Genomic DNA, 25,736 nt, shown 5'->3' on the forward strand with positions numbered 1-25,736 from the left:
GCTCCCCTACCTCGTCCACTCGCAGATGGACGACCAGTCACGGCGAATTGCAGCTGGTCATTCACGGATCTGCGTCCCCGGAAGCGTGTACAACCCGTCCCCCACGCACTTCGCAGAGCCTAGCGATGGACGTCACCGCCCGGTTCGCGGAGATGGTGGCCGAATCGCTGCGCGGGGAAAGACCTGCTGGCCAGCTGCGCGGCATGATGAGCGAGCAATGCCTGGCGCCTCTCATCGAGGCGCAGCGCCGAGGCGGGCTGTTCGCCGCCCGATGCGTGCGGATCCGGTGCAGCATGCCCCGTTCCGACGCAGTCGAGGCGGTTGCGTGCTACACCTGGCACGGGAATGACAATCATCAGGCCCGACACACCATGGCAGTGGCCTTCCGGCTGAGCCGCACCGACCTCGTGTGGCGTTGCGTGCGGCTGGAGATCATCCAGCCTGGCGTGATCACCACCCACGAGAACCAGGATCAGGCGATGTTCGGGTTGCGCCCGTGACAGTTCTTGAACTTCTTGCCCGACCCGCAGGGGCATGGCTCATTGCGCCCGGTGCCTGCGTAGGGATCCTCGTCCAGCTGCGCCGCACTGGCGCCGGCACCGATCTGTTCCGCCTCACCCGTCTCATCGGGTGCGGTGTAGGTCATCGGTGTTGCCGCACGCCCGCCCCCCGGGACGATGGGATGACCCGGGGTACTCGGGACGGGTCGCGTCCGGTCCTTGACCGCGGTGCCGCTGCCTGGTGTGCGCGAGACCGGACGTCCCCTGCGCGCATCCTTTCCACCGACCGCACCCTTGCCGGCCTGTCCGGACGACGTGGCGCCGGCGGCAGCCAGTTCAGGGACATCGCCGGATTCCAGGCCGGCCATGCTGTCGACATCAGGCACCTGCACCTGGATGCTGAACAGATAACCGACGACCTCTTCCTGGAAGGCATCACGCATCGCGTCGAACATGTCGGCACCCTCGCGCTTGTACTCCACCAGCGGATCGCGCTGCGCCATGGCGCGCAGGCCGATGCCCTCGCGCAGATAGTCCATCTCGTAGAGGTGGTCGCGCCATTTGCGATCGAGCACTGTCATCCAGACCTGACGCTCCAGCTCGCGCATGGTCTCCTCGCCGAGCATCTCCTCACGGGCGTCGTAGGCTTCCTGCGCGTTCTTCTGGAAGTCCTCGATGAGTTCGGCCGGGTCATCGACCGCGTCGTAGTCGGAGGGGTCCAGGGTGACCGGATAGATCTGGCGCATGTCGGTCCACAGCTCGTCGAGATCCCACTCGTCGGCGAAGCCCTGGGTGTGCAGACGCACCGCGCCCTCGACGACACGGTCGACGGTGGCGCGCAGCATGGTCTCCACATCGGCGCCCTCGAGAACCTTGCGACGGTCGCCATAGATGACATGGCGCTGCCGATTCATCACGTCGTCGTACTTCAGAACGTTCTTGCGCATCTCGAAGTTCTGGCCCTCAAGCTGCTTCTGTGCACTCTCGATCGACTTCGACAGCAGCCGCATCTCGATCGGCTGGTCGTCGGGCAGCTGCATCGTGGTCATGACGCGCTCGACCATTTCCGGCTTGAAGAGCCTGAGCAGGTCGTCCTCGAGCGAGAGATAGAAGCGGCTCTCCCCCGGATCGCCCTGACGCCCTGACCGGCCGCGCAGCTGGTTGTCGATGCGGCGCGACTCATGACGCTCTGAACCGACGACGTACAGCCCGCCGGCCTCGACGACCACGTCATGCTCATCGCTGACCTGGTTCTGCAATTTCTTCAGGGCCTGGCCCCACTGGGCCTCGTACTGCTCGGGTGACTTCACCGGATCGATGCCGCGCTCACGCAGCTGTTGATCGGCAAGGAATTCAGGATTTCCACCGAGCATGATGTCGGTGCCGCGGCCAGCCATGTTGGTGGCCACCGTGACGGCTCCTTTTCGCCCTGCCTGTGCCACCACGGCGGCTTCGCGGGCGTGCTGTTTCGCATTCAGCATCTGGTGGGGGACCCCTGCGGAATGCAGCCGCTTGGAGATCTCCTCACTCTTGACCACCGAGGCGGTACCGATGAGCACCGGCTGCCCTGCCTTGTGGCGTGCCTTGACATCATCGACGATCGCGGTGAACTTGGAGTCCTGGGTGCGGTAGATGAAGTCGGGCTGGTCCTCGCGGATCATCGGCTTGTTGGTCGGGATGACGACCACGCCGAGACCGTAGATCTTCTGGAACTCGTCCTCTTCGGTCTTGGCCGTGCCGGTCATGCCGGCGAGCTTGTCGTACATCCGGAAGTAGTTCTGCAAGGTGATGGTGGCCAGTGTCTGGAACTCGTCCTTGATCTGGACCTGTTCCTTGGCCTCCAGCGCCTGGTGCAGGCCTTCGTTGTAGCGCCTGCCCACCAGCACGCGGCCGGTGTGCTCGTCGACGATGAGCACCTCACCGTCGAGCACCACATAGTCGCGATCGCGCTTGAACAACTCCTTGGCGCGGATCGAATTGTTGAGATAGCCGATCAGCGGGGTGTTCGCACTCTCGTAGAGGTTGTCGATGCCGAGTTCTTCCTCGGTGATCTCAATGCCGTGCGCAAGTACCGACACCGTGCGCTTCTTCTCGTCGACCTCATAGTCTTCGTCGCGGTGCAGCCGAGTGGCCAGTCGTGCGAACTCGGGATACCAGTGCTTGTCCTCCTGGGCGGGCCCGGAAATGATCAGCGGCGTGCGGGCCTCGTCCACGAGGATGGAGTCCACCTCGTCGACGATCGCGAAGTGGTGACCGCGCTGGACGCAGTCGTCCAGGCTGAGCGCCATGTTGTCGCGCAGATAGTCGAAGCCGAATTCGTTGTTCGTGCCGTAGGTGATGTCGGCGGCGTAGGCCTCGCGGCGTTCGGTGGGCGACATCTGGGCGAGGATCACACCGGTACGCAAGCCCAGGAAGTGGTGCACACGGCCCATCTGCTCCGACTGCGAGCGAGCCAGGTAATCGTTCACGGTGACCACGTGCACACCCTCACCGCCCAGTGCATTGAGGTAGCTGGGGGCCAGAGCCACGATGGTCTTGCCCTCGCCGGTCTTCATCTCGGCGATGTTCGCCTGGTGCAGCGCGGCGCCCCCCATGATCTGCACATCGAAGGGCCGCTTGCCGAGCACCCTGTTCGTCGCCTCGCGGACAGTGGCGAATGCCTCGGGCAACAGGGAGTCGAGGCTTTCACCGTTGTCCAGACGCTGGCGGAAGTCACCCGTCTGGCTCCTCAACTCGTCGTCGTCCATGGCGACGTAGTCGTCCTCGATCGAGTTCACCTGATCTGCGATCTGGGCCAGATGCTTGAGGGTCCGGCCTTCGCCCGCATGGAGCATGCGATCCACGAAACTCACGAGTTGTCGTCCTTGTGTCGTCGTACCTGCGTCAGCTATCACATGTCAGTGCCGCGATGGCCTTGCCGACGCACCAGGGCACGAGTCCTGGTGGCGTGGGAAGCACGCGCCTCAGGACCGTTCCATCCTAGACGGCCCGCCCAGCCGCATCGTCCATGCTGCCCTGGGCTGAGCGCCGGTGGCGACGCAGGCAGGACCGTCATCGGCAGCTGGAACCGCCCACCGGGGGGTCCCATTCTGCAGGACCCGCCCGGTGGGCGGTATTCGGATTCAGGGCTGGCGGCACCGATCAGCCGGCCTCTTCACCGGATGCGGGGATGTCGATCACCTCACCTCGAGGCTGATCACACCGTAGTTGTAGGCCTTGCGGCGGTAGACCACGCTCGGCTTGCCCGTGGCCGCGTCCTGGAACAGGAAGAAGTCGTGCCCGACCAGCTCCATCTCGTCCAGGGCTTGCGCAAGAGTCAGCGGTGTCGTCTCGAAGGTCTTCTCGCGCACGACGAGCGGACCCTCGCCTTGCACCTTGAGCCCTGCGACGTCGTGTATGTCGTTGTCGGGTGCGGTGCTCACGGGCACTTCCTCGCCGGACATCACGGGCAGTTCGCCGAGTCGCAGACCTCGGTGCTTCTTCCGGCGATCAGCGGCACGGCGCAACTGCGAGCGGAGCCGGTCGGACGCGAGTTCGAAGGCGACCATCTTGTCCTCAGCGAGGCCGCTGGCACGGACCACCGGGCCCTTGCCCCGCAGCGTGATCTCGCAGCGCATCGACGAGGAGGGGTCCCCCTTGGAATCGTTCGCCGTGAATTCCACTTCGGCGCGGATCACACGGTCCTTCCACTTGACGATCGACTCATTGACTCGTTCGGTGACCATCTCGCGGGTGCTGTCGCTGATGGTGCAGCGGCGGCCGGTGACGATGACGTCCATCTTGATCCCCTCTCCATGGATATGTGCCTGGCGTGGATGTGGCAGGCAGAACAGGTCCCCTCGCGGGACTCGCCGTGCGAGCCCGATCGTGATGCGCGGGGAAGACAATGGCACGACCAGCGAGCGCCCTGGAACACCTGCCAGGAGCTCGTACGTCGTGCCATGTCAAAACGCTACCGGTTTTCATGCCGTGAGGGCAGCCCTTTCAGAGGTGGCGTGGTGAATTGAGGTTCGACAAGGGAGAATTCGGGCTTTTCAAGGGGGTATGGGCTGCACAGACGACCCCTGCGACATGGTGACCGGCGATACGCAATGCACGGATCGCCTCGATGGCTGTGGCCCCTGTTGTCAGGACATCGTCGAGCACCACTACTGCCGGTCCACCTGCCGGCTGGTGCGCCCGCGAGGGCCTGCTGTGCGCTGCCATGGTGCCTCGTTGAGCCTCGCCACGAGCCATGGCACCAAGGCCGATCTGGTCGGCAGACTCACCGCGACGCGTCAGAAGCGGCTGCCATGGCACAGCTGATCGACGGGCCAGCGCCGAAGCCAGCGCACGTGTGTGGTCGATACCTCGTTCCTGGGCTCTGCGCCGGGAACCAGGCACGGGAACGATCAACAGCTCGTTGCGCTCGGCCATCTCGAGATCATTGACCAGCGCGCCGAGGGCACTGTGTGCAAGGTCGGCGAGCGACCCGCGCAAACTCCACGCTCCCCTGTCCTTGAAGGCGATGACGAGCTTGCCGGCCACCGGCCGGTAGGACGCCCCGGCCCAGACGGGAACCGTCGTCATGCGGCCATCAACAGCAACTCTCAGCGATTTCGCGCGAATGGCTGGCACGCGGAGCTGTTGTGCACAGCCCGGGCACAGCACCCGCCCTGGTCGCCCGCAGGCCGCGCATTCCGAGCCGAGCAGGAGATCGAGTGCTGCGGACAGCCCAGTTGGCGACTCCATGCCTGGAGTGTGCCGGTGAGCTGCTCACATGGGCCTTCCGCTTGAAAGCTGTGGACCAGTGCCGGCCTCAGAATCAGTTGCGCGAGGGATCCTCGGTGAATGCGCTGAGCAGTGCCGCCTCGCCGCCCTGCCTGCGTAGCACCCTGCGCCACAGCCCCTCGGTGCTGGTGCCGAAGATGTCCTCCTCGTGCAGCGTGGAGAGGAACCACACGCCGCGCTTCAGTTCGCCCTCCAGCTGACCGGGCTCCCAACCGGCATATCCGGCGAACACCCGGACATCGGAGTAGGCGCCGTTGACGATCTCCACGGGCGTATCCAGGTGCAATAGCCCGACATCCCCGACGACCGGGCGCCAGCCAGGAGGCTCCTCGCTGCGATCGAGCACCTTCGCCAGGCAGATGGCGCCATTCGGGGTGACCGGGCCTCCGGCGAACAGCACTGGTGGCGGATTCAACTGATCGGCCCAGGCCGGGAGCACATTGGAGACAGGTGTGGTGGACGGCTTGTTCAGCGCCACTCCTATCGCCCCGCTCTCGTCATTGTCGAGCAGCAGGACGACGGCCTGGTCGAAGAAGCCAGCACCCTGCCCTGACGAGCACACCAGCAGCTCACCGGCCTTGGGTACCGCAGAGATGTTCACAGGGCCAGTCTGGCACGAACGCTGAGAACATCAGGGCGATGAACGCTCATGGAGAAGCTGGATCAGGCTGGCCGCCACAGCAGCGGGTCGTTCACGGTGGTCCTGGTGCAGTACATCGGCGTGCCGTCGGGCGAGGTGCCGGTGGCCTGGAATGCCGGGCAGGACGTGCCCTGTACCGCAGTGCCGACAGTGCCGCTGGTGGCCTGCGAGGTGTAGGTGTTCGTCGCACTCGAGGTGTAGGTGTTCGTCGCACTGGGCTGGATGGACACAGTGGTCTGGCTCATGGTGGGTGTTGCGGTCACCGTGACCGGGGGCGCGGTCACCGTGACCGGAGGCGGAGTGACCGTCTCGGTCACTGACTGTGTCGGACCCGGGGTTGTGCGCACTGTGGGACTGCCCAGCCCGAAGGCTCCGATGATCAGGCCAAGGACCAGGAGCAGAACCCCGGCAAGAATCATTGCCAGGCGTGGCAGGACGTGCCCGCCGCCGCCAGCTCCGCCGCCGCTCGAGGCGCTCTCGCCCGAATTGCCACCGTCGCCTGAATCTGCGCCGCGCACAGTGCCACCCTCGGCGGGTGCAGCAACCGCTGATCCAAGCGCCCCTGTTCCGGCTCCGGCTGCAACCGCACCCGGGGCAGCCGTCTGGGCAGTCCCATGCGCTGAACCTTCCTGACCGTCGTTCGCCCCGAGTGGGGAGTGATGTGCGGCCAGCTCGGTGGACGAGGGGAATTGGCTTCCCGCTGGTATCGGCGCGATGTCCTCGCGACCGAGTTCGGTTGGTTTCGGCGTGTCGAACATCGGCGCGGCCGGTGGGGTCACGAGCTGCGGTGCTGTGGACGCCGCAGAATCATCGGCCACAGGTGCGACAACCGGCGGATTCAGCGGTTCCGGCGGTGTTGCGACAGGCTCGGGTGCAGGCATCTGAGAGACGGGCTCAGCAGGAACGATGTCGGGTTCAGTCCCAGGCTGGCCGGTGGGGGAAGAACCAGATGCGGGAGGAGTCGGGTCGGAGCCCTTCGTCGCAGACGTGTCCGGTTTCTTGTCGCCCTCGTCTGCCGTTGGCCGGTAGGAATAGTTGGCCGGCCGGAAGTGGAACTGGCGATTGTCCTGACTCATCCTCGATATGTCCCCTCACACATTGTGCAGGCCGCGATCCTTGCCGGCCAGAATGCGAGATGCAGCCTCAGCTCACGACTGCTGGTCCCATGACCCTCGCAAACTTGCACTGGTCGCCAAACGCCCCCAGTATGGTTCCGCTCAGGCGGGCAGGCAACCGACCCAGGAATTATCCCCTAGCCGTGCCCCCAGCGTGCCCTTTCCGGGAGACAGTGGACGAGCCCACTGACACATTTGCACACACTGTGCGGCATTCAATGGCAGTGCGAAGCCCTCGCGAACGAAGAGACCCGCCCCTGACAAGGGACGGGTCTTTCTCTTTGTGGAGGTGGCGGGAATTGAACCCGCGTCCTGACGCGGCGAAACAGGTATTCTCCGGGCGCAGCTGACACATCGGTCTACTTGGCCCCTGCACTCACGTCAGCAAGTTGCAGCCAGGCCCAGTCCGAAAAAGTCCTCTGTGGTCCCTCGGACAAGGACCACAGAGCAAGCCTTCTAAATGAGGCCAGTATCCGGACCGAAGGCTAAGTCCGGGCTGACCCTTCGATCACTGCTCAGGCAGCGAGAGCGAAGTCAGTGCGATTTGAGTCGGCACTTATTGGTTCCCAGAGGACATCACGAGATGACTCTGGATTCTCGGCCCGCTTCTCCTGGAACTACCACTCCAGTCGAAACCAGTCACCCCCATGTTTAGTTGTCAAGTCTGCGACATCCCGCAGCAGCGACCAATCGCAGCACTCGCCTTGTACGACCTCTGGAACTGGGCATCACGGACATCGCCAGCACTGAGGCCTCCGTACAACGCTACTACTGCCGCCGGTATTCCGCACCCGGACGCCTGGTCCGGCGGAATCGCGATTCGCTCCTCAGGCCGAGTGGGCTCTCAACGCGGCAATGGCCGACGGCCACCGCTCTCGTCGACCAACCTGATCGGCACGACTCTCTGGATCGGGTTCATCCAGCGCTCTCCGTCCCGGGCATGAATTCCGGAGATCACCGCCACAACCGCCGCGATGACCCACCAGGTCCAGACCAGCCAGCCAAGACCCAGCACATGCCCGACGATGCTGAGCGCGATCCACACGGCAGCGACGCCGATCTGGGTGTTGAAGGCCTTTGCCGCTTCGGCTCGCGCGTAACTGCCACGGCGTGCAACTGAGTACATCAAGGTCGGGCCGATGATCCAGGTGACCGGGCCAGACCAGTGCGCCACCGCACCCATCCAGCGGCCCACCTCGCCGTCACGATCCTGATTGACCAGTGGACGGTAGACCGGGTGCACACCCACGGCTTGTTCTGCCAAGGGCACCCGGACGAATCCCTCGAAGGCCGCATTGAGCTCTCGACGGTTTCGCGCACTCAACACTTTGCTGATCCTAGAGTCGAAATCCTCTTTGGAAAGCCTTCCCTGGGCGTAGCAGTCCTGCAGGTAACGCACAGAACGGTCCCGCTGGGCGGGGGTGATCGGAAGATTCAGCTGGTCAGTGACCCATCCCGGTGTCATGGAATCCCGCACTTGGCGGAATGGGTCATATGACGAGCTGGTGGCCATGATCCAAGCATGCCCCTCCGCAAGCATGACCCCCGGTTCAGTAGGCCTGGACGCGACCCTGCAATCTCCCTGAACTCACCAGCTGCCAGCACCGCCACCGCCACCGCCACCGCCGGCGAAGCCACCACCGCCACCGAAGAAGCTCGATCCGGAGCCGAATCCGCTGCCCGACGATGATGATGGCGGAGGCGGAGGCGGTGCCACTGCAGTGTTCATCGAGCTGAGCGCAGAGCCAGCGAAGTAGCCATAGCTGAACATGTAGGGATTTCCGTAGTACCAACCAGGAGCGGTCGCAGGCAGCCTTCCCATCTCAACCAGTTTCTGGCACACCTTGGCCCACCGGTCGGCAATCCCGAAGGCGATCGCCCACGGCAGGTACCGGCTGAAGATGTCCTCGCCCTCCTCGAAGCGGATCTGGTCTGCCTCGGCGGTGTTGAGATAGGTGTAGAAACCGTCCACCTGGTCGGTGAGTGCCCTGCCGGTGGCCGTGCGTTGACCTCTCCTGGTGATGTACCGGTACACGAGCCCGATCACGATGAGTGGCACCACCACCCCGATCCCGATGGCGACCGCCGGTGAGGCGAGCAGGGACGCAATGCCCGCTGAGGTCGGGAAGAGGACCAGGAGAAGCAGCACGACGATCCAGATCATCCTTGAACCGGAGAATGAGGACTGCCTCACCCCGCTGCCGCCGACTGGACCGACATGGTGCATGAGCCCTTGGCCGAGAGCGATGTCGCTGACACTGCTCGACAGCTCATCGCTGGCGTCGGTGAGGGCGCCAGGCTTTGACAGGTCGATCTCCAGGCCGCTGGGCCTGGTGACCTCATTGCGGCCGAACAGGGTGAGGATCAGCTGCTGTTCGAACGGCTGGGTGGCCACCGCTGGGTTGACGAGCCGGGCATACAGCTTGGGGTCGCGTGTGGTTCCCTGCTCAGCGTCGTTGCGCAGCTGGAGGGCGCCGCGCACCGCGAGGTCGACCAGCGTGGCGGAGGTCTCCCGGGCACCGATCTCGCCGTCGATGAGCAGGCCGCCCAGGGGTACGGGCACGTCTGGCGGCGAATAGCGGACTGGAATGGTGTCATGGCGCGACGCCGGAACCACCGCTGCCGATTGCGGGGAATCGGGCACGCTGCCGGGAGGCAGCCCGGCAAACCGCTCGTCACGACGGCGGCGCCCGATCCAGATTAGGTACAGGGCACCGAGAACTGCTGTCACGCCAGCGCTGGTTCCGGCAGTCTGCAGACCCGTCACCAGGGGACTCTTGGCCTTCGGCTGGAGATTCGGGGTGGCATTGCTGACCAGCCCGGCCCCCATCTGGGTGCCGATGGTCAGGATGTCGCCCTCCGGCTTGGTGGTCTGGGTGAAAGTGGCAACCCCATTGCTCACGGTCGAGGACGTGCACGGGTCTTTCGACTGTGCTGCCCCCATGTAGCACTGGGAATTCTGTACGCCGCCGGGAACCGTTACCGTCGCAGTGACATTGCTCACCTCAGGGGTCTGGTCATTGAGCAGATCCCAGTCGAATTCAGGCTTGTCATCGAAGGTTCGCAGCGCACCGTGGATGTCATAGGTCAGCGTGTAGGTAGCCGTGGGTGCGGTGATCTGGGTATTGGCATCACCGATGGTGATGGTCAGGTAGCGCTCCCTGGGCGAGCTTTTGGTTGCCTGGTCGTCTGTTCGGAAGGATGCGGGAGCATCGGGGCTGGACACCTGGATGTTGTTGATTGTGTACACGACGTCCTGGTTGCTGTTCTGACCGTCAGGCTCTCGAGTGAGCAGAGTGCGCTTGATGCCATGACGCCCGGAGCTATCCCCGAAGCGCCACACAAGAGTTTCACTGACGTGCACCACGCCGTCGGTGTTGACCGTGTAGTCCATCTTCCAGGAGTCCACCTCATCGGCGCTCTGGGCCATTGCCTTCTGCGGTGACAGCCAGCCGAGCACTGCCAGGATGACAGCGACCAGCACCACCATGATGCGCTTCTTCATCGCCGCCTCCTTGAGCGATCCGCGAGATCCCTTTCGGCCTCTCTTCTCATGTCCCGTTCCCGGATGGTCTGGCGCTTGTCCCATTCCTTCTTTCCGGTACCCACGGCGAGCTCGACCTTGGCATTGCCGTCGCGGAAGTACAGGGACAGCGGGATGAGAGTGCGCCCGGAGTCACCCAGCGCGCGTTCAAGCCGGACAATCTCAGATTTGTGCAGCAGCATTTTCCGTTTGCGCAGGGCAACATGATTGCGCCAGGTACCTCGGGAGTACTCGGGAATGTTGGCATTGCGCAGCCACACTTCGCCGTCATCGATCGTGGCGAATGCGTCGACCAGTGACGCATGGCCATCGCGTAATGACTTGACTTCGGTTCCGGTGAGGACCAGACCAGCCTCGATCTTGTCGGTGATCGAGTAGTCGTGCAGCGCCTTCTTGTTGCGGGCGATCATTTTCTCGCCCTTTTCCCTCGGCATGGCGCACCTCCGGTGAGGCCGGGATCAGTGACACATCCATGTCACCATTCGTCAACCCTACACAAGCCCACCGACAGGCCGCCCATCCCGAGAAGCCCTGACACCTGCCCCTGAAAAAGCCCCGAAAGACCAGTCAACGGGGAGAAGAGGCAAGTCAGCTGACGGTGATCCAGGTCTGCGGATCGACTGCCTTCCCGTTCACGTAGGTGTGGAAGTGCAGGTGGCACCCGGTGGCCAGACCGGTCGCGCCGACATAGCCGATCACCTGCCCCTGGGAGACCTGATCGCCTACTTTGACGATGTATCCCTCGGCATGGTTGTAGCCGGTGGCCAGGTACACGCCATTGACCAGACCATGATCAAGCACCAGCCTGTTGCCCCAACCCGCCGACTGGTCGGCTGGAATGACCTGTGCGACGGTGCCCGAGGCAGAGGCATGGATCGGAGCACCGCAGGAAGCCCCGAGATCCACACCATCGTGCAGTTCCTTGGTGTTGAGGATCGGGTTGATCCGGTACCCATAGGGCGAGGTCACCGGAGCACCCGGCACCGGGTCAATCAGCACGGACTTCGTCGAGGAGGGCGTCGATGTGCCCGCTGCCGCGGCAGCGGCAGCCGCTGCGTCAGCCGCCTTCTGGCGGGCAGCTTCTGCGGCCTGCTCCTCATTGCGCTTCTGGATCTGCTGGGTCAGGGCCGCCTGCTGGGCCTTGAGCTCGGTGTTCTTCTTCAGCGCAGCTGCCAAAGCCTGCTGTTCAGCTGCCTCGTCGCTGTTGCTTTGCGTGACCAGCGCCTGGACCTTCTGCTCGGCTGCCTGCGCGGCATCAGCGGTCTGCTGCGCGGTTGCCAGCGCGGATGCAGCCTGCTGACGCTGTGCATCGGCCTGCTTCTGGGCCTCCTGCTGCTTCTGCTGCGCCGCCTCGAACCTGAGCTCGGCCGCACTCAAGGAGTCCAGCTTGGACTGTTGGGCACGGAACGCCTGATCGGTCCACTGCACCCGGTTCGACAGGCCGGTGCTCGTCTTTCCCCCGACGAGCAGGCCGATCGTCACCAGCTCGCTGTTCTGTTGAGCACTGGCGCGGACAGTGGAACCCACAGCCTCACGCTGGGCCACCACTGCTGCCTGGGCTGCAGCCAAGTCGCCGTTGGCCTTCGTCAACGCATCATTAGCAGCATTGAAGGCCGCCTGCGCAGCGGAATCCGCTGTGGCCGCCGCGTCACGCGCGGACTGGGCCGCCGCGAGCTGCGCCTGCGCGGTGGCGAGTTGCTGTTTCGAAGAAGCTAGGACGGTCTGCGCGGAGATCAGCGCCTGGTCCTCAGCCGTGACCTCTTCATTGCTGGCTGAGACCTGCTGGGCCACAGCAGCCTGCTGGTCATCCAGGTCGTCGCCCTTCGCCACCCCGGGCGCACTCGTGAATGCCAAGCCGCCCAGCAACAGGCCGCACAGGGCGGTCATGCCACCGCGTCGCAATACCGAGTGCCGGCGGCGGGCCATGCTGGGATCTCCACCTGACAATGGCGTCACGATTGTTCTCCTTTGTACATCAGAATTTCTGGCGCGAGCTGAATCATTGAGGACACCTCAGACCCGTAGATATCTTCGGGTGGCGAGCAGTGTCGGAATGATGGAAAGCAGGATCCCCAGGACCGCGACCGCGGCGACGGCCCACCACGTGTCTGTCCAGGTGATCCAGCCAAGACTTTGAATCGCGAGTTGAGACTGCAGCCCGCTGACGACAAAGCCACGCAACGCCACCATGGAGGCTCCGGCGAGCACAATTCCGATGACACCCGCGAAGAGTGCTTCCAGCACGAACGGCAACAGGATGTAGCCATTCGAGGCGCCGACCAGTCGCATGATGCCGATCTCACGGCGCCTCGAGTAGGCAGAAATTCTGATGGAATTCCCGATCTGCAATGCCGCTGCGAGGAGCAGCAGGGCTGCCGTGACCAGCGTTCCCCACTGCAGTGCGTTGAGGACGCGGAAGAACGGATCCAGCACCGTGTGCAGATCCTGCACAGCCTGCACGCCCGGCATGTCCTGCACCGCATCGACCACCTGCTGGTAATTCTGCGGGTTCTTCAACTTCACCCGGAAGGATTCCTGCATCTGCTCGACCGTCAAGGAATTCTGAATGGGATTGTCCGCAAAGGTCTGCTGGAATTCATCGAAGGCCTGCTGCTTCGACTCGTAGAAGACGGTCTGCACCGTCGGGTCCGATTCGAGCGTCGACTGGATCGCGGCACGCTCGTCGTTGGTCACCCCTTGGTCGGACTGGCAATTGCCCCCTGGATCGCTCGAAGCCGAGCCAACGGTGCACAGAAAGACAGACACCTCGATCCTGTCGTACCACTGCCCCTTCATCGCATTGACCTGCTGCATTGTCATGATGCTTGCGCCGAACAGTGCAAGGGAGATCCACATGGTCACGATGACCGAAATGGTCATCGACATGTTGCGTTTCAGACCTGAACCGGTCTCGCGGAACGTGTAACGCACTCCAGATCTCCCTTTTCCTCTCGTCCCCGACGTGTCCCGTGGCCTGACTCAGACATTTCCGTAAGCGCCCTGGCGTTGATCGCGGACGACGAGTCCTTTTTCAAGTTCTATGACCCTGCGGCGCATCTGATCGACGATTGTCGAATCATGGGTGGCCATGATGACCGTGGTGTCGCGCCGGTTGATCCTGTCCAGCAATTTCATGATTCCGACGCTTGTCGCTGGGTCGAGATTTCCAGTCGGCTCGTCGGCGATGAGGATTTTGGGCTTGTTCACCACGGCGCGAGCAATGGCGACACGCTGCTGCTCGCCGCCGGACAATTGCTCGGGCAGCCGCTCCGCCTTGGAGCCAAGACCGACCAATTCGAGTGTGCCCGGCACCATCTCGTTGATTTCGCGATTGTTGCGCCCCAGCACTTGCAGCGCAAAGGCCACATTGTCAAACACGCTCTTTCCGGGCAACAGCCTGAAGTCCTGGAACACTGTGCCGATCTGGCGGCGCAGTTTCGGGACTTTTCCGTTGCGGATGCGGCCGACGTCCTGGCCGTCCACGAAGACCCGTCCATCCGTAGGCCGGTATTCGCGCAGGATGAGATGAAGGAACGTGGACTTCCCGGAGCCGGACACGCCCACGAGAAAGACGAATTCTCCCTTGTCGATGTCGACGCTGACATGGCTGAGCGCCGGTGCGCTCTGGCGCGGATAGAACTTGGACACGTCTTCAAAAGTGATCACAGCGATTCCTGACCGGGTTGATGGAGGGGAAGAACGCTGAGAAATCTCAGCCCGGACGTCGCTGAGTCTATGGGGCAAGACGTCGCTGAAGGCGTCACGGCGCGCCCGGCCCCTCAAGTTCTGCCAAAGATTTGTGCGGGCTGTGAGCTGACGGCAGGCACCCTGGGGATCTGCCGGGCCGGGTGTGATCCCAGGGCCCGCGATCTCCGGTCGGGCACCGACAGGAGGGCCCCGGTCGGAATCAGACGGCTGCCTGCTCCTCCTGGCGGCGCCAGCGGATGCCTCGGTCAATGAAGGTGTCGATGTCACCGTCGAAGACGGCATCGGGATTGCCGGACTCGTAGTTGGTGCGCAGGTCCTTGACCATCTGGTAGGGGTGCAGGACATAGGAACGCATCTGGGAACCCCAGGAGTTGCCGTCCGACTTCAGCGCGTCCATCTCGGCTTCGCGTTCCTTGCGGGCCACCTCGAGCAGCTTGGCCTGCAGCACTCGCAAACAGGCCGCCTTGTTCTGGATCTGGGAGCGCTCGTTCTGACAGCTCACCACGATGCCGGTGGGCAGGTGCGTGACGCGCACCGCCGAGTCCGTGGTGTTGACGCCCTGACCACCAGGCCCGGAGGCATGGAAGACGTCCGTGCGAATGTCCTGCTCGGGAATGTCGATGTGGTCGGTCTCCTCCACGACAGGAAGCACCTCGACCCCGGCGAAGCTGGTCTGGCGGCGGCCCTGGTTGTCGAAGGGCGAGATCCGCACCAAGCGATGGGTGCCCTGCTCGACCGACAGGGTGCCATAGGCATACGGACACTTCACCGTGAAGGTGGCGGACTTGATGCCGGCCTCTTCGGCGTAGCTGATGTCGTAGACCTCGTAGGAGTAACTGTGCCGCTCGCACCAGCGCTCATACATGCGCAGCAGCATGGACGCGAAGTCCGCGGCGTCCACCCCACCGGCCTCAGAGCGGATGGTGACCAGCGCATCGCGGTCGTCGTACTCCCCCGACAACAGGGTGCGCACCTCGAGGGCGTCTATCTCCTCGCCCAGTGCGTCGAGTTCCTTGGTGGCTTCGTGAACGGAGTCCTCGTCGTCCTCCTCGGCGGCGAGTTCAAGCAGCACGCTGGCATCGCTGAGGCGACTGCGCAGCCCCTGCACACGCTCGACATCGGACTGCAAACGAGACAGCTTGGAGGTGACGGACTGGGCATGCTCCTGGTCGCTCCACAGATCGGGTGCTGCGGCCTCTTCTTCGAGGGCCGCGATGTGCTTGAGCTTCGCAGGCACGTCGACAACAGCCTCGATGGAGGTCAGGGACTGGTCGAGGCGAGCAATTCGTTCGGAGAGTTCATCGAATGCCACGCTGCCCCACTCTACCGGGTGAGCGCTGCCGGGAGCATGATTGAGGACTGCGACGGGGCGGATCAGGCGCCGCCAGGATGCATCCGCCTACCGGTGCGGCACGAAAGGACAACTCGATGGCACAGCTCAAGGATCAACTCAAGGCCGACCTGGTGGTGGCGATGAAGGCCCACGACGACGAGGCCAAGTCGACACTGCGGATGGCGATCGCAGCGATCATGAACGCCGAGGTGGCCGAGACCGCCCACGAACTCACCGATGCCGAAGAGCTGGCGATCATCACCCGCGAGGTGCACACCCGGGAGGATTCCGCCAAGACCTATGCCGAGGCGGGACGCCAGGAACTTGCCGACAAGGAGACTTCCGAGGCGGAACTGCTCAAGCACTACCTGCCCGAGCCGCTGGGCCACGATGAGTTGCAGGAGATCGTCGACGCCGAAGTCGCCGCAGCTTCCGAGGATGGCAAGCCCACCATGAAGCAGATGGGCAGGATCGTTCGTGCCGTGAACGATCAGGTGAAGGGCAGAGCCGAGGGCCGCGAGGTCGCTGCCCTGGTGAAGAAGGCACTGACCAGCTGATTTACGGCTGATGTCCCTCGGCACTGCCGATCTCACGGTTCACCGGATGATTCGACCGGATGATGCCGTGCGGATCGACCCGCTCATGGATGCGGCGCAACCGCTCCAGTGCGCCACCGAACAAGGCTTGGGGCTCACGCGCTTCCTCCGCGAAATTCAGGTAGTCGGTGTCGCATCGCCAAGGACCAACGGCCGACAGGACCGTCCTGATTCCTGCGTGGACGGCCGCTTCCAACGACAGCACGGGAGTCATCCCCACCGCGTAGAGGGCTGCTTCCGCGTCGAACCCTGCGATCGCTCCACCCTCTCCCCGGGAGGTGGACAGCTCCCCGCCGAGCAGTCTGAGTTCGACCGACAGGAGGGCCGCTGCCTGCTCACCGCGGGGGCCCGCCGCAGTGACCAGCGCATCGATGAGTTCCGGCGAGACGGTCCTGATGAGTGCGCCGTCCCCCACAGCTGGCACCGGTTCCGGTGGGTCCATGTGAAGGCCCTGCAATGCGTTGACCGCAATGATGGCGAAGGTGTCGATCTCAGGACCGAGTGCTCGCAACGGCGCCAGCAGTTCCGTGCCAGTCCTTCCGGACTCCTGCGCAGCGGCTTCGACGACGACCAGCGACTTGCCGCTGAGGTGGGATGGCAGCTCGGGCATGGGCGGAAACCGCATCAGCCTCACTGCCGTGGTCACTGAGGGCGGCAGGTCCTGGACCCATTCCCGCCAGGCGTGCAGGACCTCGCCGGCCCGCTCCGAGGGCCACATGAGGGAGCCGGCGTACAGATCTGTCATGGGATAGAGCCGGAATTCGAGCGCGGTGACCACGCCGAAGTCACCACCACCGCCGCGCAGGGCCCACAGAAGATCGGCATCCGTGTCGTCGCTTCCCTCGTCACCTGGATTCTGGTCAGCCTCGCCGGGCAGTCCCTCCGCCGGCACTTCCAACCGCCTGGCCGTGCCGTCAGCAGTGACGACTTCGATGGCGGTGACGCTGTTGGCAGCCAGCCCGTGGGATCGAGCAAGCCACCCGATGCCGCCGCCGAGCGTGTACCCCACGACGCCGACGTCGGAGGACGTGCCCGCCGGCGCGGCGAGCCCCATCGCAGCGGCGGGCTCGACGACATCGCGCCACAGCACTCCGGCGCCGACCCGGGCGATCATCCGGTCTGGATCGATGTGCACCTGGTTCATGCGCAGTGTCCTCAGCACCAAGGTGCCGGCCAGATCGCCAAGACTGGCAGCACCGTGCCCTGTGCTCTGAGGCGCCACCTGGAGGCCCAGCATGCCTGCGGCACGCAGGACGGCAGATACGTCTTCTGCGGTCTCCGGTTCGACAACTGCCACTGGATTCTGCTCGACGGCGAGATTCCAGGCCTGTCTTGCCCGGTCCCATTCGGGATGAGCCGGTGTGAAGCAGTCCCCGTCGATCCCCTTCAGCAGCATGCTGAGTTGGGTGGCCTTGCCAGAGGTGGATTCGTCGGCTCGCGGATCAGCGACAAGTGACATGATGTGCGACTTTCCTGGGAGTGGGACGAGAGCGAGTGGGTCACGCCCCCCGCTTGTCACCACTGTGGGGGCGCTCCCCGGGGGGAACCATCCCCCATGCCTGGTCAATCCAGAACCCAGAAATCTGGGGTTCTTTGCAGTCCGTGTTGACGGCACACTTGATGGATGGGGCGCTACCAGACGCAGTCCGCGAGAGTCGCGCTCGACACTCTCGCGGGCGCCGGGCTCGGTCAGATCGACTACTTCTTCGCTGCTCTCGAGCTGATCCGAAGAGCTGTTCCCTATGACGCGATGTGTATGGGATCAATCGATCCCGCCACCAATTTCATCACTGATTCCGCAAAGGTTGGACTGCTCGATTCGGGAGATCGCGAATTCCTGTTCCACGAATATGCACTCGAAGACGTCAATCAATTCAACGACTTGGCACGTCGTGACATGCCCACCGCGGTGCTGCTGGACGCGACGAATGGCGATCCGATGCGCAGTTCCCGCTTTCGCAATGTCGTCAGGCCGATGCTCGGCTTCGAACATGAATTGCGGGGTGTTGCCCGCGTCGGTGGGCTGATGTGGGGTGCGTACTCGATCTATCGGGAATCGGGCAGCCCTGGCTTCAATCAGGCCGAGGCTGAATTCATGGCTCAGCTCGAGCACGCCATCGCCCTGGGATTGCGGGCCAGCATGATCGCCACCGTGGCGCACAATGGGCTGGGCGCCGAGACCGGGCCGGCGGTGCTCATCTTCGATGGGCAAGGCGTGCTCCAACAGGCAACAGCAACCGCTGAGGAGAGAGTCCGCGACCTGGGCGGAGAGCTGTGGGGGCCTCCCTCCACAGCAGTGACCACTGTCGTCGCGGTCGCTCGGGGAGCAGGAAGGCATCGGTACGCATCGGCGCGGCTTCGGGCCCGGGGCGCCGGAGGGCAGTGGTTCACCCTGCATGCGGCACCATTCACCACCGGCGCCGATGTCACGAGCATCGCCGTGACCATCGAGCTGGCCTCCCCTCCGGAGGTACTGCCGCTGATCGTGGCCGCACATGGATTGACCGACCGGGAGGGCGAGGTGGTCATGCAGATGCTGCGCGGCGAATCGACGCACGCCATCGCCCAGAAACTTCACCTGTCGCCATACACCGTGCAGGACCATTTCAAGTCAATCTTCGACAAGGTGGGGGTCTCCAGCCGTCGTGAGCTGGCATCCCGGGTCTTCTACGGCCTTTACGTCGATCGAGACGGTGGGACGGGCAGCGCCGTTCACGGCTTCGTCCGAGCCCCCCTGGGGTCTCACGCCAGCGTGCCGGATCCCAGGTGATTGCCTAGCCTGAGGTCATGGTTCCCAGACGGTTCTCCCAGGTCGATGTGTTTTCCGAACACCCTCTCGGCGGCAACCCGGTGGCGGTGGTGCACGACGCCGATGGGCTCTCGGAAGGACAGATGGCGGCCTTCGCGCGATGGACCAATCTGTCCGAGACCACGTTCCTTCTTGCGCCAACAGTCTCGGCAGCCGACTACCGGCTGCGCATCTTCACTCCCAGTGGGGAGTTGTCATTTGCGGGGCATCCCACCCTCGGCAGTGCGCACGCATGGCTCACGGCACACGATCCCGATCGACGGGGCCAGCTCATGCAGGAGTGCGCGGCAGGGTTGGTTGAACTCGAGGCAGGTGCAGACAACGTGGCCTTCGTGGCTCCGCCCTTGATCCACGGCGATGTGGCCGATGACGAAGACATTGCTGTGGCTGCTCGGCTGCTGGACGTCCAGCCAGACCGCATCCTCGACGCCCGGTGGGCCGACAACGGACCGGGGTTCCTGGGTGTCCTGGTGGCGGATGCTGCAGCAGTGCTGTCCCTGCGCCCTCGTCTGGCAGAAGCGTGGCCCTGGCCCATCGGCGTCGTCGGGACGCACGCACCTGATGGCCCTGCCGATGTCGAGGTCCGGGTCTTCTGCCCCGGACTGGGGGTTCCGGAGGATCCGGTGACCGGCAGCTTCAATGCGGCAGCGGCTCCCTGGCTGCTGGAACGTGGCACGGTTGCTTCGCCTTACACTGTCGCCCAGGGCACGTTGCTTGAACGGACTGGTCGGCTGAACATCCGCCGCGACGGGGCGGGACGTGTCTGGGTGGCGGGCCGCACCATCACTCTGATCGAGGGAACTGTCCGCATCTAGCGCACTCGAGTCAGATGCACCCGAGTCCACACAAGGGCCCACACGATGTGGAGGAAATGGTACACATCGAGGACATGTTCCCCGACGTGGCGATCATCCGCCGCACCGGCATCATCCATGCCTACCGGAACCCGGCCTACGGGCTGCGCTGGGAAGGTCCTCACCGGGACGGCCGCACCCGCATCAGTGATTCACAGCGCAATCATTGATGCGGTTCTCGCATCCACTCGGTGAACGCGGGGCACTGTGATCGGAGAGTTCTCATGGCCGTGCACAAGACGACCACGACTGACGTCGATCCAGACGACTTCATTTCCACCGTGAAGCAGGATCGTCATCGCAGGGAATCCCAACGTCTGCTGGCCATGATGCGCGAGGTGACGGGTGAGCAGCCCAGGATGTGGCGCCCATCGATGGTCGGCTTCGGCGAGCATCGCTATCACTACGAGAGCGGACGGAGGGCGAGACTTTCGTCGTTGGTTTCTCCCCCGGATCCGGAAAGTTCGCCCTGTACGGCTTCCTGCAGATCGCGGGCACGGCGTCATTGTTGGAAGGACTCGGCAAGTACAGGCGTGGCGCCGGTTGCCTCTATGACACACCTGGAAAATATCGATGAGCAGGTGCTGCGCGAACTGGTCACAGCAGCTTGGACGAGCCACCACTCGAAGTACATTCCGCTGTGTGGGATGCACCTCAACTTCCCTCAGGGCTGTTCCCCGCGTCCCCGCCGATCTGGAATGGCGTGGTGTAACCGTTGTACATGAGGTGGGTCGACAGGCCCTGGGCGGCGTGCACCAAGGTGTGGCAGTGGTCCATCCAGATGCCGGGGTTGTCCGCCCGGAAAGCGACTACATAGCTCTCGCCGTTGGAGATGTTCAGCGTGTCGACGACCCAGGGGCTCCCCGTTGCCGGCACGCCATTGCGCGACAGCACGGTGGCATGGTGCCCGTGCAGGTGCATCGGATGAATCAACCCGCTGGTGTTGCTGATCTTGAACACGACCAACTCACCCGGATTCACCATGAACACGGGCACGTCGGGAAACATGTGGCCGTTGATCGTCCAATGAAGACCCGGACGCCCATCGAGCACACCGAATCGCCGTCCCACCTTGTAGCCGAAGGTACGGTCAGCATTCGCCGGATCGATCCTTGTGGGACCGGGTGAGCCGTAGGAGAGCAGGTCGACGAACTCTCGTGGCGCGCTCCCAGAATCAGGCCCAGTGGCCGAACTCCCAGCAGGAGCGACCCGGATGCTGGCACCCGCCATCGCTATGGTCACCGGTGCCTCATCGGTGGATGTGACACCGAGGTCGACCCGCCCACCTGCCGTCACCATGATGGCCTTGTCGCGCACCGGCGTCGGCTCGTTCACCTCCGTGCCGTCCACAGCGAGCACCCGATAACTCGCCCCGGGCACCCACACAGGCATCGGCCCTTCGTCGCTGTTGATCAGCCGAATTCGCATCTGCTGCCCAGCAGGCGCATCGACGTCGATCTTGGAGGCTGTGCCGTTGATGGTGCGCACTCCCCCGTACTGGTGCACCACCGTAAGCGCATCCGCACCTGCCGGGCTGTCTGGTGCACGAACCACCACCGCGCCCAACAGCCCACCGGGAACCTGAACGGTCGAATCCTGATGCGAGTGGTACCAGAAGGTGCCCACCTTGTCAGCGATGAATCGGTAGGTGAAGGACGTGCCCACTCTGACGGCGTCCTGGGTGACCCCGGCGACCCCGTCCATCGCATTGGGCACGTCGATGCCATGCCAGTGCAGAGTCGTTCCGCTGGCGATGTTCTCGTTGACCAGCTTCACCTCAACCAGCTGGCCGAGCTGCGCCTCGATGGTCGGACCTGGACTCCGCCCGTTGATGGTGAAGCCCTGCACGTGGCGTCCATCGGTCAAAATGATCGTTCCTTGACGGGCTGTCAACGTGTAGGACACATCGGCAGGACGTGTCGTCTGCACCGTCAACGCCGAAATGTCGTTGCCGGTCGCCTGCGAGGCGGCGTGCAGGTGGTGGATCTCACCGCCGCCGTGATCATGGAAGCCCATGTTCGTCACGGAATAACTCCAGGGCAGCAGGCTCGCTGCCCACAGAGCAGCCGCCACGCCCAGCACGACGGCCGCAGCACCCATGCCGGCCCAGCGCTTCCACTTCCTGCGGAAACGCTGGGCCGACGTGGCTGTTGATGCGGGAGCATCCGACGTCGGAGGATCAGCCAGCTTCCCGGTCATGATCGCGATCCGATCCTGAACGGCCTGCGCCCGTCGCCGCCTAGACCGCAGTGGGAGTTTCAGCGGCTGACGTCACCTTCCGCACCGGCTCCTTCCGCGCCCTCCCGGCGATCAGTTGCGCATAGAAGGCAGCCGCAGCCAATGCCAGCGCGTTCAGGCCATGGAAGGCGCCGAGAATGGCCAGGCCATGGCTGAGCATGCCCAATGTCACCTGCAAGGCCACGAGAACGAGCACCACGACGGCCCAGAAGGTGGCACGGGGGAATTTGGCGAAGAACGAGATCACCAGCAGGGCAATTGCCACGGCAGGAATGAGCAGCGTGCCGCTCATTCCATGCACGATGAATCCATAAACTCCGACGAACGGAACACTGCCGCTCTCGTCGGTGAACAGGGACTGGTCGATCACGCTGCCGCCCATGACATATTCGCCCATACTGCTGTCGCCCCAGGCGATCGCGGCTGCCTGCACGCCGACCAGTACGACGATCGCGATGGCCAGAATTCGATATGTACGACGCATCGGAACTCCAATGTTCGCGGTTGCCCCACGCTGAGCAGTGCAGGGCGTGGTCCAGATGTCTGGTTCGAATCCATTGTTCGTGCGACCTGACCCGGGCGTCACGGGACGCTGTCCCGAGCCATCCGGGAGAATTGTCCCGGCATCACCCGAGGCCAGAACCACGAGCCACGGATATTGCCGATGCCCGATCTGCCACGTGCAGTTTGGCGAACACATTGGACACGACATTGCGTACGGTTTTGTCGCTGATTCCGAGTTGGCGTGCGATATCTGGATTGTCGCGGCCGTGGCACATCAACCGCAGAACGTCCTGCTCCCGGGGTGTGAGATTTCCCAACGAGGTCTGCGTGCGGTCGAGGGAGGAGAACCATTCCGTCATCCGGCTTGCCAGGGACGCCGAGAAGACCGCCTCGCCGTGTGCCACTGATCGGATCGCGGCGAGAATCGTGTCCGGGGATTCTGATTTCACCAGATAACCGCGGGCGCCGGCACGCATCGTCTGGATGACAGTGGCATCGTCGTCGAACATGCTCAGCACCAGCACAGCCGTGCCCGGGCTCAGCGTGACGATCTCACGTGTTGCGGACAGGCCGTCCATGCCCGGCATCTTCAGATCGAGTACGGCCACGTCGGGATGCACGTCGCGGCATTGTCGGACGGCCTGTTCCCCGTCGGATGCCTGGGCGACCACCTCGAGATCGTCGGTCACCTGGATCAAGCCCGCCAGCCCAGCCCGGTACACAGGATGGTCGTCGGCGAGCACCACCCGCACCGGGTCAGTCATGGGACACCTCCAGCGGAAGCCGAACGGCGACCAGTGTGCCGCCGCCGGTGCGTTCGCCCACCTGGCATGATCCGCCGAGCTCGGTGGCGCGCTCGTGCATCGACGCCATTCCCACGCCCTCGCGCCGCAGCGCGGGCAGGCCCACTCCGTCGTCGGCCACGACTACGTGCAACTGGTCGTCCTGGAGCGACATGCACACCTGGCAGTGGGTTGCGCGGGCATGCCTGCCCACATTTGTCAGTGCCTCGATGGCGATGCGAAATGCTGCCACCTCCACCGCTGCTGGCAACTCGCCCAACTCGTCGTTGACGTCGACCACGACCTCGACTCCCTCGAGACGGGCCGCGAAATCGGTGAGCGCCGGAACCATGCCCTTCTGGTCCAACGCGGCGGGACGCAGGTCGTATGACAACTCCCGGACCTGCCCCGATGCGGCGACTGCCTCATGAGAAATGTTCTGGAGCACGGATTCAGCAGAGCCCGGATCGCGGATGAGTAATCGGCGTGCCGTTTCCGCCTCGAGTGAGATGCCGGCAAGGGTGGGTGCCACGTCGTCGTGCAGCACGCGGCGAAGCGCCTTTCGCTCCTCTTCCCGGCTGTGCAGCAACTGCTCATGAGATCGGATGAGCTGGTCGCCGAGCCGGCGATGAGCAACCGCAGCGCCGATCTGGCTGCTCACAGTGTGCAGCAGATGCAGCTCTGCGGACGTGAAGTGATCGTCGAGGCCCCTGGTCCACACCACCAGTTCATCAGCCGGATCGCCTCCTTCCAGTGGGAAGACCACCGAGCGAGAGGCCCTCACCGGGAAGCCGCTGACATGACTGACCCGTACCGGAGGTGCGGTGATCCGCACCCGAGGAGTGTGCAGCGCCCTGGCGATGTCAGCGGCGACAGTGGCGAAGTCGACGCTGCGGCGCGCCAGGTGCTCGCTCAACTGACTGAGCACCTGGTAGGGGGTTTGCTGTCCGCGATAGATGGCCCAGTTGGCGACTCGCTCCAGCACATTGCGCAGCGGAACAGCGGCCACCGTGGTGATCACCACGGCTATCAATCCGGCCTCCAGGGCGGTGAACCTCAGCCCTGCCATGCGCACCAACCACACGACAAGGTCGAATGCGGCCACAGCCAGCAGCAACAGGCCGGTCAACACCAGCACCTTGACCAGCAACCACTCGAGTTCGAACATCCGCCACCGGAATGTCGCGATGGCCAGGCCAGCAACGAAGATGAATCCTGGAATGCCGATCAGCTCGGAAGGGGCCACGGAGTCACCCACCAGCGCGGTGGGGACGATCCACAGGGCGAGCAAGGCCATCGTGGTGGCTGCACCCGATACGCCCACCCAGAGCAGTTGCTGGCGTGAAGCCAGCTCCGTGGTGGTGTCGCCCATCCGTGAGATCCTCACGAAGGCCACGACCAAGGTGGCGGCCAGCGAAAATGCTGTGAGCACCGAGTTGGTCTGGGTCGAGAAATGGAACAAGGCCGTGAAACGCGGGTGAGTCATAAGGATCACGCCCGAGAGGACAGTCCAGATGACCAACTGTCCACCGCCCATCAGCATGCGGTTCATCCCCCGGGCAGCAGTGGGACTCAGCGAGGAGGGGAACAGGACCGCAGTAGCCAGTGCTGCTCCCCAGGCGACTGCGAACACACCTTGGGTCCCCAGCAGAAACACCCACCGTGCCCAGCCGTTGAACGTCTCCTCGGCCGGAAGTCCCGCGACAGTGATGAAGGTGCTGGACAGCAGCGCGGTGGAGAACACCAGGAATGCGCCGCTCCCCCGATCTGACGGCCTGCGAGCAAATCCGATGGCGCAGATGATGAAGAGGCCCACCACGAAGCCAAGCGTCCAGCCGTTGACGAGCAGCCGAGACAGCAGCTGGACGGGGCTGTCCTGCAGAGCCAGATCGGCAAGATTGCCATCAGCGTAGGTCAACATCACATTGTCGGAGTTGAGTTGAGAGTCCACCACTGTGCCGTCAGCAAGCTCGCAGCCCGGTGCTGAGCGGACCTGGATTCCCTCAATGAGCCAGGCATCTGCGCTCGGTCGCAACACCAGGCAGCTGGATGCTGTGAGCACCCGCCATGTCATGAAGATCCCGCCGATCACCAGCATGAGGACGGTCACGACCGCGACGTCCCACTGCATGGCAGCTGAGGGGCGCTTCATCGGGCAGCCTCCCTGTGCGGTCGAGGACTGCCTCCAATTGTGATGGAGGAGCTCGGTCATCTACAGCGGCAGCGCCGAAAGTTGTGCTGACGGCAGAGTCATCCAGGCATTGACGGGAGCAGGAGCTCGCAGTGGAAATGACATACGCCTGATCTCGGTCCATGACTCCTCAGCCAGAGTCGCAACCCGGC

22 protein-coding genes, 1 other RNA gene and 1 pseudogene are annotated in these 25,736 nt (G+C 63.9%); 5 read left to right on the forward strand and 19 right to left on the reverse strand.

The features are described from left to right. Positions 1-125 precede the first annotated feature (125 nt). Positions 126-500 (forward strand): Rv3235 family protein, encoded by a 375-nt coding sequence (locus ABF648_RS01230; RefSeq protein WP_415630471.1) that lies wholly within the window; start codon positions 126-128, stop codon positions 498-500. On the opposite strand, the gene ABF648_RS01235 is transcribed toward ABF648_RS01230, so the two are convergent. From ABF648_RS01235 to prfB, 14 genes and pseudogenes are all read right to left on the reverse strand, one after another. Further along, entirely contained in the window at positions 473-868 is a 396-nt protein-coding gene (locus tag ABF648_RS01235) for an SEC-C metal-binding domain-containing protein (protein ID WP_415630500.1), read from the reverse strand. The genes ABF648_RS01230 and ABF648_RS01235 overlap by 28 nt on opposite strands. Then, a pseudogene (gene secA / locus ABF648_RS01240) lies at positions 848-3,343 on the reverse strand (preprotein translocase subunit SecA); the annotation flags it as partial. The gene ABF648_RS01235 and the pseudogene secA, both read right to left, overlap by 21 nt. A gap of 333 nt (positions 3,344-3,676) precedes the next feature. After that, entirely contained in the window at positions 3,677-4,279 is a 603-nt protein-coding gene (gene hpf, locus ABF648_RS01245; protein ID WP_415630472.1) for a ribosome hibernation-promoting factor, HPF/YfiA family, read from the reverse strand. A 205-nt stretch (positions 4,280-4,484) separates the two neighbouring features. Continuing rightward, a complete protein-coding gene (locus ABF648_RS01250) occupies positions 4,485-5,069 on the reverse strand; it encodes a ComF family protein (protein ID WP_415630473.1) in 585 nt (194 codons plus the stop codon). Between the two features lie 235 nt (positions 5,070-5,304). Beyond that, a complete protein-coding gene (locus ABF648_RS01255) occupies positions 5,305-5,871 on the reverse strand; it encodes a YqgE/AlgH family protein (protein WP_415630474.1) in 567 nt (188 codons plus the stop codon). Between the two features lie 62 nt (positions 5,872-5,933). Further along, a complete protein-coding gene (locus ABF648_RS01260; RefSeq protein ID WP_415630475.1) occupies positions 5,934-6,986 on the reverse strand; it encodes a hypothetical protein in 1,053 nt (350 codons plus the stop codon). A 320-nt stretch (positions 6,987-7,306) separates the two neighbouring features. Then, positions 7,307-7,672: a transfer-messenger RNA gene (gene ssrA, locus ABF648_RS01265) on the reverse strand. Positions 7,673-7,869: 197 nt separating this feature from the next. Then, the gene (locus ABF648_RS01270; protein WP_415630476.1) at positions 7,870-8,538 is read right to left on the reverse strand and encodes a DUF1707 and DUF4870 domain-containing protein; all 669 of its coding nucleotides are present in this window, start codon (positions 8,536-8,538) and stop codon (positions 7,870-7,872) included. A 75-nt stretch (positions 8,539-8,613) separates the two neighbouring features. Beyond that, complete coding sequence (locus ABF648_RS01275; protein ID WP_415630477.1) at positions 8,614-10,530, reverse strand: DUF2207 domain-containing protein; 1,917 nt, start codon at positions 10,528-10,530, stop codon at positions 8,614-8,616. Then, positions 10,527-11,003, reverse strand: a complete 477-nt coding sequence (gene smpB / locus ABF648_RS01280) for an SsrA-binding protein SmpB (protein WP_415630478.1) — start codon at positions 11,001-11,003, stop codon at positions 10,527-10,529. Before smpB ends, ABF648_RS01275 begins: the two co-directional genes overlap by 4 nt. Before the next feature lie 154 nt (positions 11,004-11,157). Continuing rightward, positions 11,158-12,525, reverse strand: a complete 1,368-nt coding sequence (locus tag ABF648_RS01285) for a M23 family metallopeptidase (RefSeq protein WP_415630479.1) — start codon at positions 12,523-12,525, stop codon at positions 11,158-11,160. A gap of 57 nt (positions 12,526-12,582) precedes the next feature. Continuing rightward, the gene (gene ftsX, locus ABF648_RS01290) at positions 12,583-13,500 is read right to left on the reverse strand and encodes a permease-like cell division protein FtsX (RefSeq protein WP_415630480.1); all 918 of its coding nucleotides are present in this window, start codon (positions 13,498-13,500) and stop codon (positions 12,583-12,585) included. Positions 13,501-13,548: 48 nt separating this feature from the next. Next, positions 13,549-14,235, reverse strand: a complete 687-nt coding sequence (gene ftsE / locus ABF648_RS01295; protein ID WP_415630481.1) for a cell division ATP-binding protein FtsE — start codon at positions 14,233-14,235, stop codon at positions 13,549-13,551. A gap of 241 nt (positions 14,236-14,476) precedes the next feature. Beyond that, positions 14,477-15,589, reverse strand: coding sequence for a peptide chain release factor 2 (prfB, locus tag ABF648_RS01300; RefSeq protein ID WP_415630482.1), 1,113 nt, complete (start codon positions 15,587-15,589; stop codon positions 14,477-14,479). A gap of 116 nt (positions 15,590-15,705) precedes the next feature. Between prfB and ABF648_RS01305 the strand changes: the two genes are divergently transcribed. Then, a complete protein-coding gene (locus ABF648_RS01305) occupies positions 15,706-16,167 on the forward strand; it encodes a GatB/YqeY domain-containing protein (RefSeq protein WP_415630483.1) in 462 nt (153 codons plus the stop codon). Between the two features lies 1 nt (position 16,168). Here ABF648_RS01305 and ABF648_RS01310 read toward each other — a convergent pair whose 3' ends face one another. Continuing rightward, entirely contained in the window at positions 16,169-17,665 is a 1,497-nt protein-coding gene (locus ABF648_RS01310) for an FAD-binding protein (protein ID WP_415630484.1), read from the reverse strand. Between the two features lie 165 nt (positions 17,666-17,830). Between ABF648_RS01310 and ABF648_RS01315 the strand changes: the two genes are divergently transcribed. From ABF648_RS01315 to ABF648_RS01325, 3 genes are read left to right on the forward strand one after another with little or no spacing between them, the layout of a single operon-like run. Further along, positions 17,831-18,976, forward strand: a complete 1,146-nt coding sequence (locus ABF648_RS01315; RefSeq protein ID WP_415630485.1) for a helix-turn-helix transcriptional regulator — start codon at positions 17,831-17,833, stop codon at positions 18,974-18,976. 17 nt (positions 18,977-18,993) lie between these two features. Beyond that, positions 18,994-19,830, forward strand: coding sequence for a PhzF family phenazine biosynthesis protein (locus tag ABF648_RS01320; RefSeq protein ID WP_415630486.1), 837 nt, complete (start codon positions 18,994-18,996; stop codon positions 19,828-19,830). Positions 19,831-19,886: 56 nt separating this feature from the next. Further along, positions 19,887-20,039 (forward strand): hypothetical protein, encoded by a 153-nt coding sequence (locus ABF648_RS01325; RefSeq protein ID WP_415630487.1) that lies wholly within the window; start codon positions 19,887-19,889, stop codon positions 20,037-20,039. Between the two features lie 484 nt (positions 20,040-20,523). Here ABF648_RS01325 and ABF648_RS01330 read toward each other — a convergent pair whose 3' ends face one another. The 4 genes from ABF648_RS01330 to ABF648_RS01345 form a co-directional block, all read right to left on the reverse strand. Beyond that, positions 20,524-22,068, reverse strand: a complete 1,545-nt coding sequence (locus ABF648_RS01330) for a multicopper oxidase family protein (protein WP_415630488.1) — start codon at positions 22,066-22,068, stop codon at positions 20,524-20,526. A gap of 40 nt (positions 22,069-22,108) precedes the next feature. Beyond that, a complete protein-coding gene (locus tag ABF648_RS01335; RefSeq protein ID WP_415630489.1) occupies positions 22,109-22,591 on the reverse strand; it encodes a hypothetical protein in 483 nt (160 codons plus the stop codon). A 142-nt stretch (positions 22,592-22,733) separates the two neighbouring features. After that, positions 22,734-23,375 (reverse strand): response regulator, encoded by a 642-nt coding sequence (locus ABF648_RS01340; RefSeq protein WP_415630490.1) that lies wholly within the window; start codon positions 23,373-23,375, stop codon positions 22,734-22,736. After that, positions 23,368-25,545 carry a sensor histidine kinase gene (locus ABF648_RS01345; RefSeq protein WP_415630491.1) on the reverse strand — a complete coding sequence of 726 codons (2,178 nt, stop codon included), beginning with the start codon at positions 25,543-25,545 and terminating at the stop codon, positions 23,368-23,370. Before ABF648_RS01345 ends, ABF648_RS01340 begins: the two co-directional genes overlap by 8 nt. Positions 25,546-25,736: the final 191 nt, after the last annotated feature.

The sequence above is a fragment of the Propionibacterium sp. genome (assembly GCF_047719395.1).
GTDB lineage: Bacteria > Actinomycetota > Actinomycetes > Propionibacteriales > Propionibacteriaceae > Propionibacterium.

Bases quoted from the DNA above. Each gene is read 5' to 3' on its own strand.
- ABF648_RS01230 (WP_415630471.1), top strand. From the start codon at position 126: ATGGACGTCACCGCCCGGTTCGCGGAGATGGTGGCCGAATCGCTGCGC.
- ABF648_RS01235 (WP_415630500.1), bottom strand. From the start codon at position 868: ATGGCCGGCCTGGAATCCGGCGATGTCCCTGAACTGGCTGCCGCCGGC.
- hpf (WP_415630472.1), bottom strand. From the start codon at position 4,279: ATGGACGTCATCGTCACCGGCCGCCGCTGCACCATCAGCGACAGCACC.
- ABF648_RS01250 (WP_415630473.1), bottom strand. From the start codon at position 5,069: ATGACGACGGTTCCCGTCTGGGCCGGGGCGTCCTACCGGCCGGTGGCC.
- ABF648_RS01260 (WP_415630475.1), bottom strand. From the start codon at position 6,986: ATGAGTCAGGACAATCGCCAGTTCCACTTCCGGCCGGCCAACTATTCC.
- ABF648_RS01270 (WP_415630476.1), bottom strand. From the start codon at position 8,538: ATGGCCACCAGCTCGTCATATGACCCATTCCGCCAAGTGCGGGATTCC.
- ABF648_RS01275 (WP_415630477.1), bottom strand. From the start codon at position 10,530: ATGAAGAAGCGCATCATGGTGGTGCTGGTCGCTGTCATCCTGGCAGTG.
- smpB (WP_415630478.1), bottom strand. From the start codon at position 11,003: ATGCCGAGGGAAAAGGGCGAGAAAATGATCGCCCGCAACAAGAAGGCG.
- ABF648_RS01305 (WP_415630483.1), top strand. From the start codon at position 15,706: ATGGCACAGCTCAAGGATCAACTCAAGGCCGACCTGGTGGTGGCGATG.
- ABF648_RS01310 (WP_415630484.1), bottom strand. From the start codon at position 17,665: ATGTCACTTGTCGCTGATCCGCGAGCCGACGAATCCACCTCTGGCAAG.
- ABF648_RS01315 (WP_415630485.1), top strand. From the start codon at position 17,831: ATGGGGCGCTACCAGACGCAGTCCGCGAGAGTCGCGCTCGACACTCTC.
- ABF648_RS01320 (WP_415630486.1), top strand. From the start codon at position 18,994: ATGGTTCCCAGACGGTTCTCCCAGGTCGATGTGTTTTCCGAACACCCT.
- ABF648_RS01325 (WP_415630487.1), top strand. From the start codon at position 19,887: ATGGTACACATCGAGGACATGTTCCCCGACGTGGCGATCATCCGCCGC.
- ABF648_RS01330 (WP_415630488.1), bottom strand. From the start codon at position 22,068: ATGACCGGGAAGCTGGCTGATCCTCCGACGTCGGATGCTCCCGCATCA.
- ABF648_RS01335 (WP_415630489.1), bottom strand. From the start codon at position 22,591: ATGCGTCGTACATATCGAATTCTGGCCATCGCGATCGTCGTACTGGTC.
- ABF648_RS01340 (WP_415630490.1), bottom strand. From the start codon at position 23,375: ATGACTGACCCGGTGCGGGTGGTGCTCGCCGACGACCATCCTGTGTAC.
- ABF648_RS01345 (WP_415630491.1), bottom strand. From the start codon at position 25,545: ATGAAGCGCCCCTCAGCTGCCATGCAGTGGGACGTCGCGGTCGTGACC.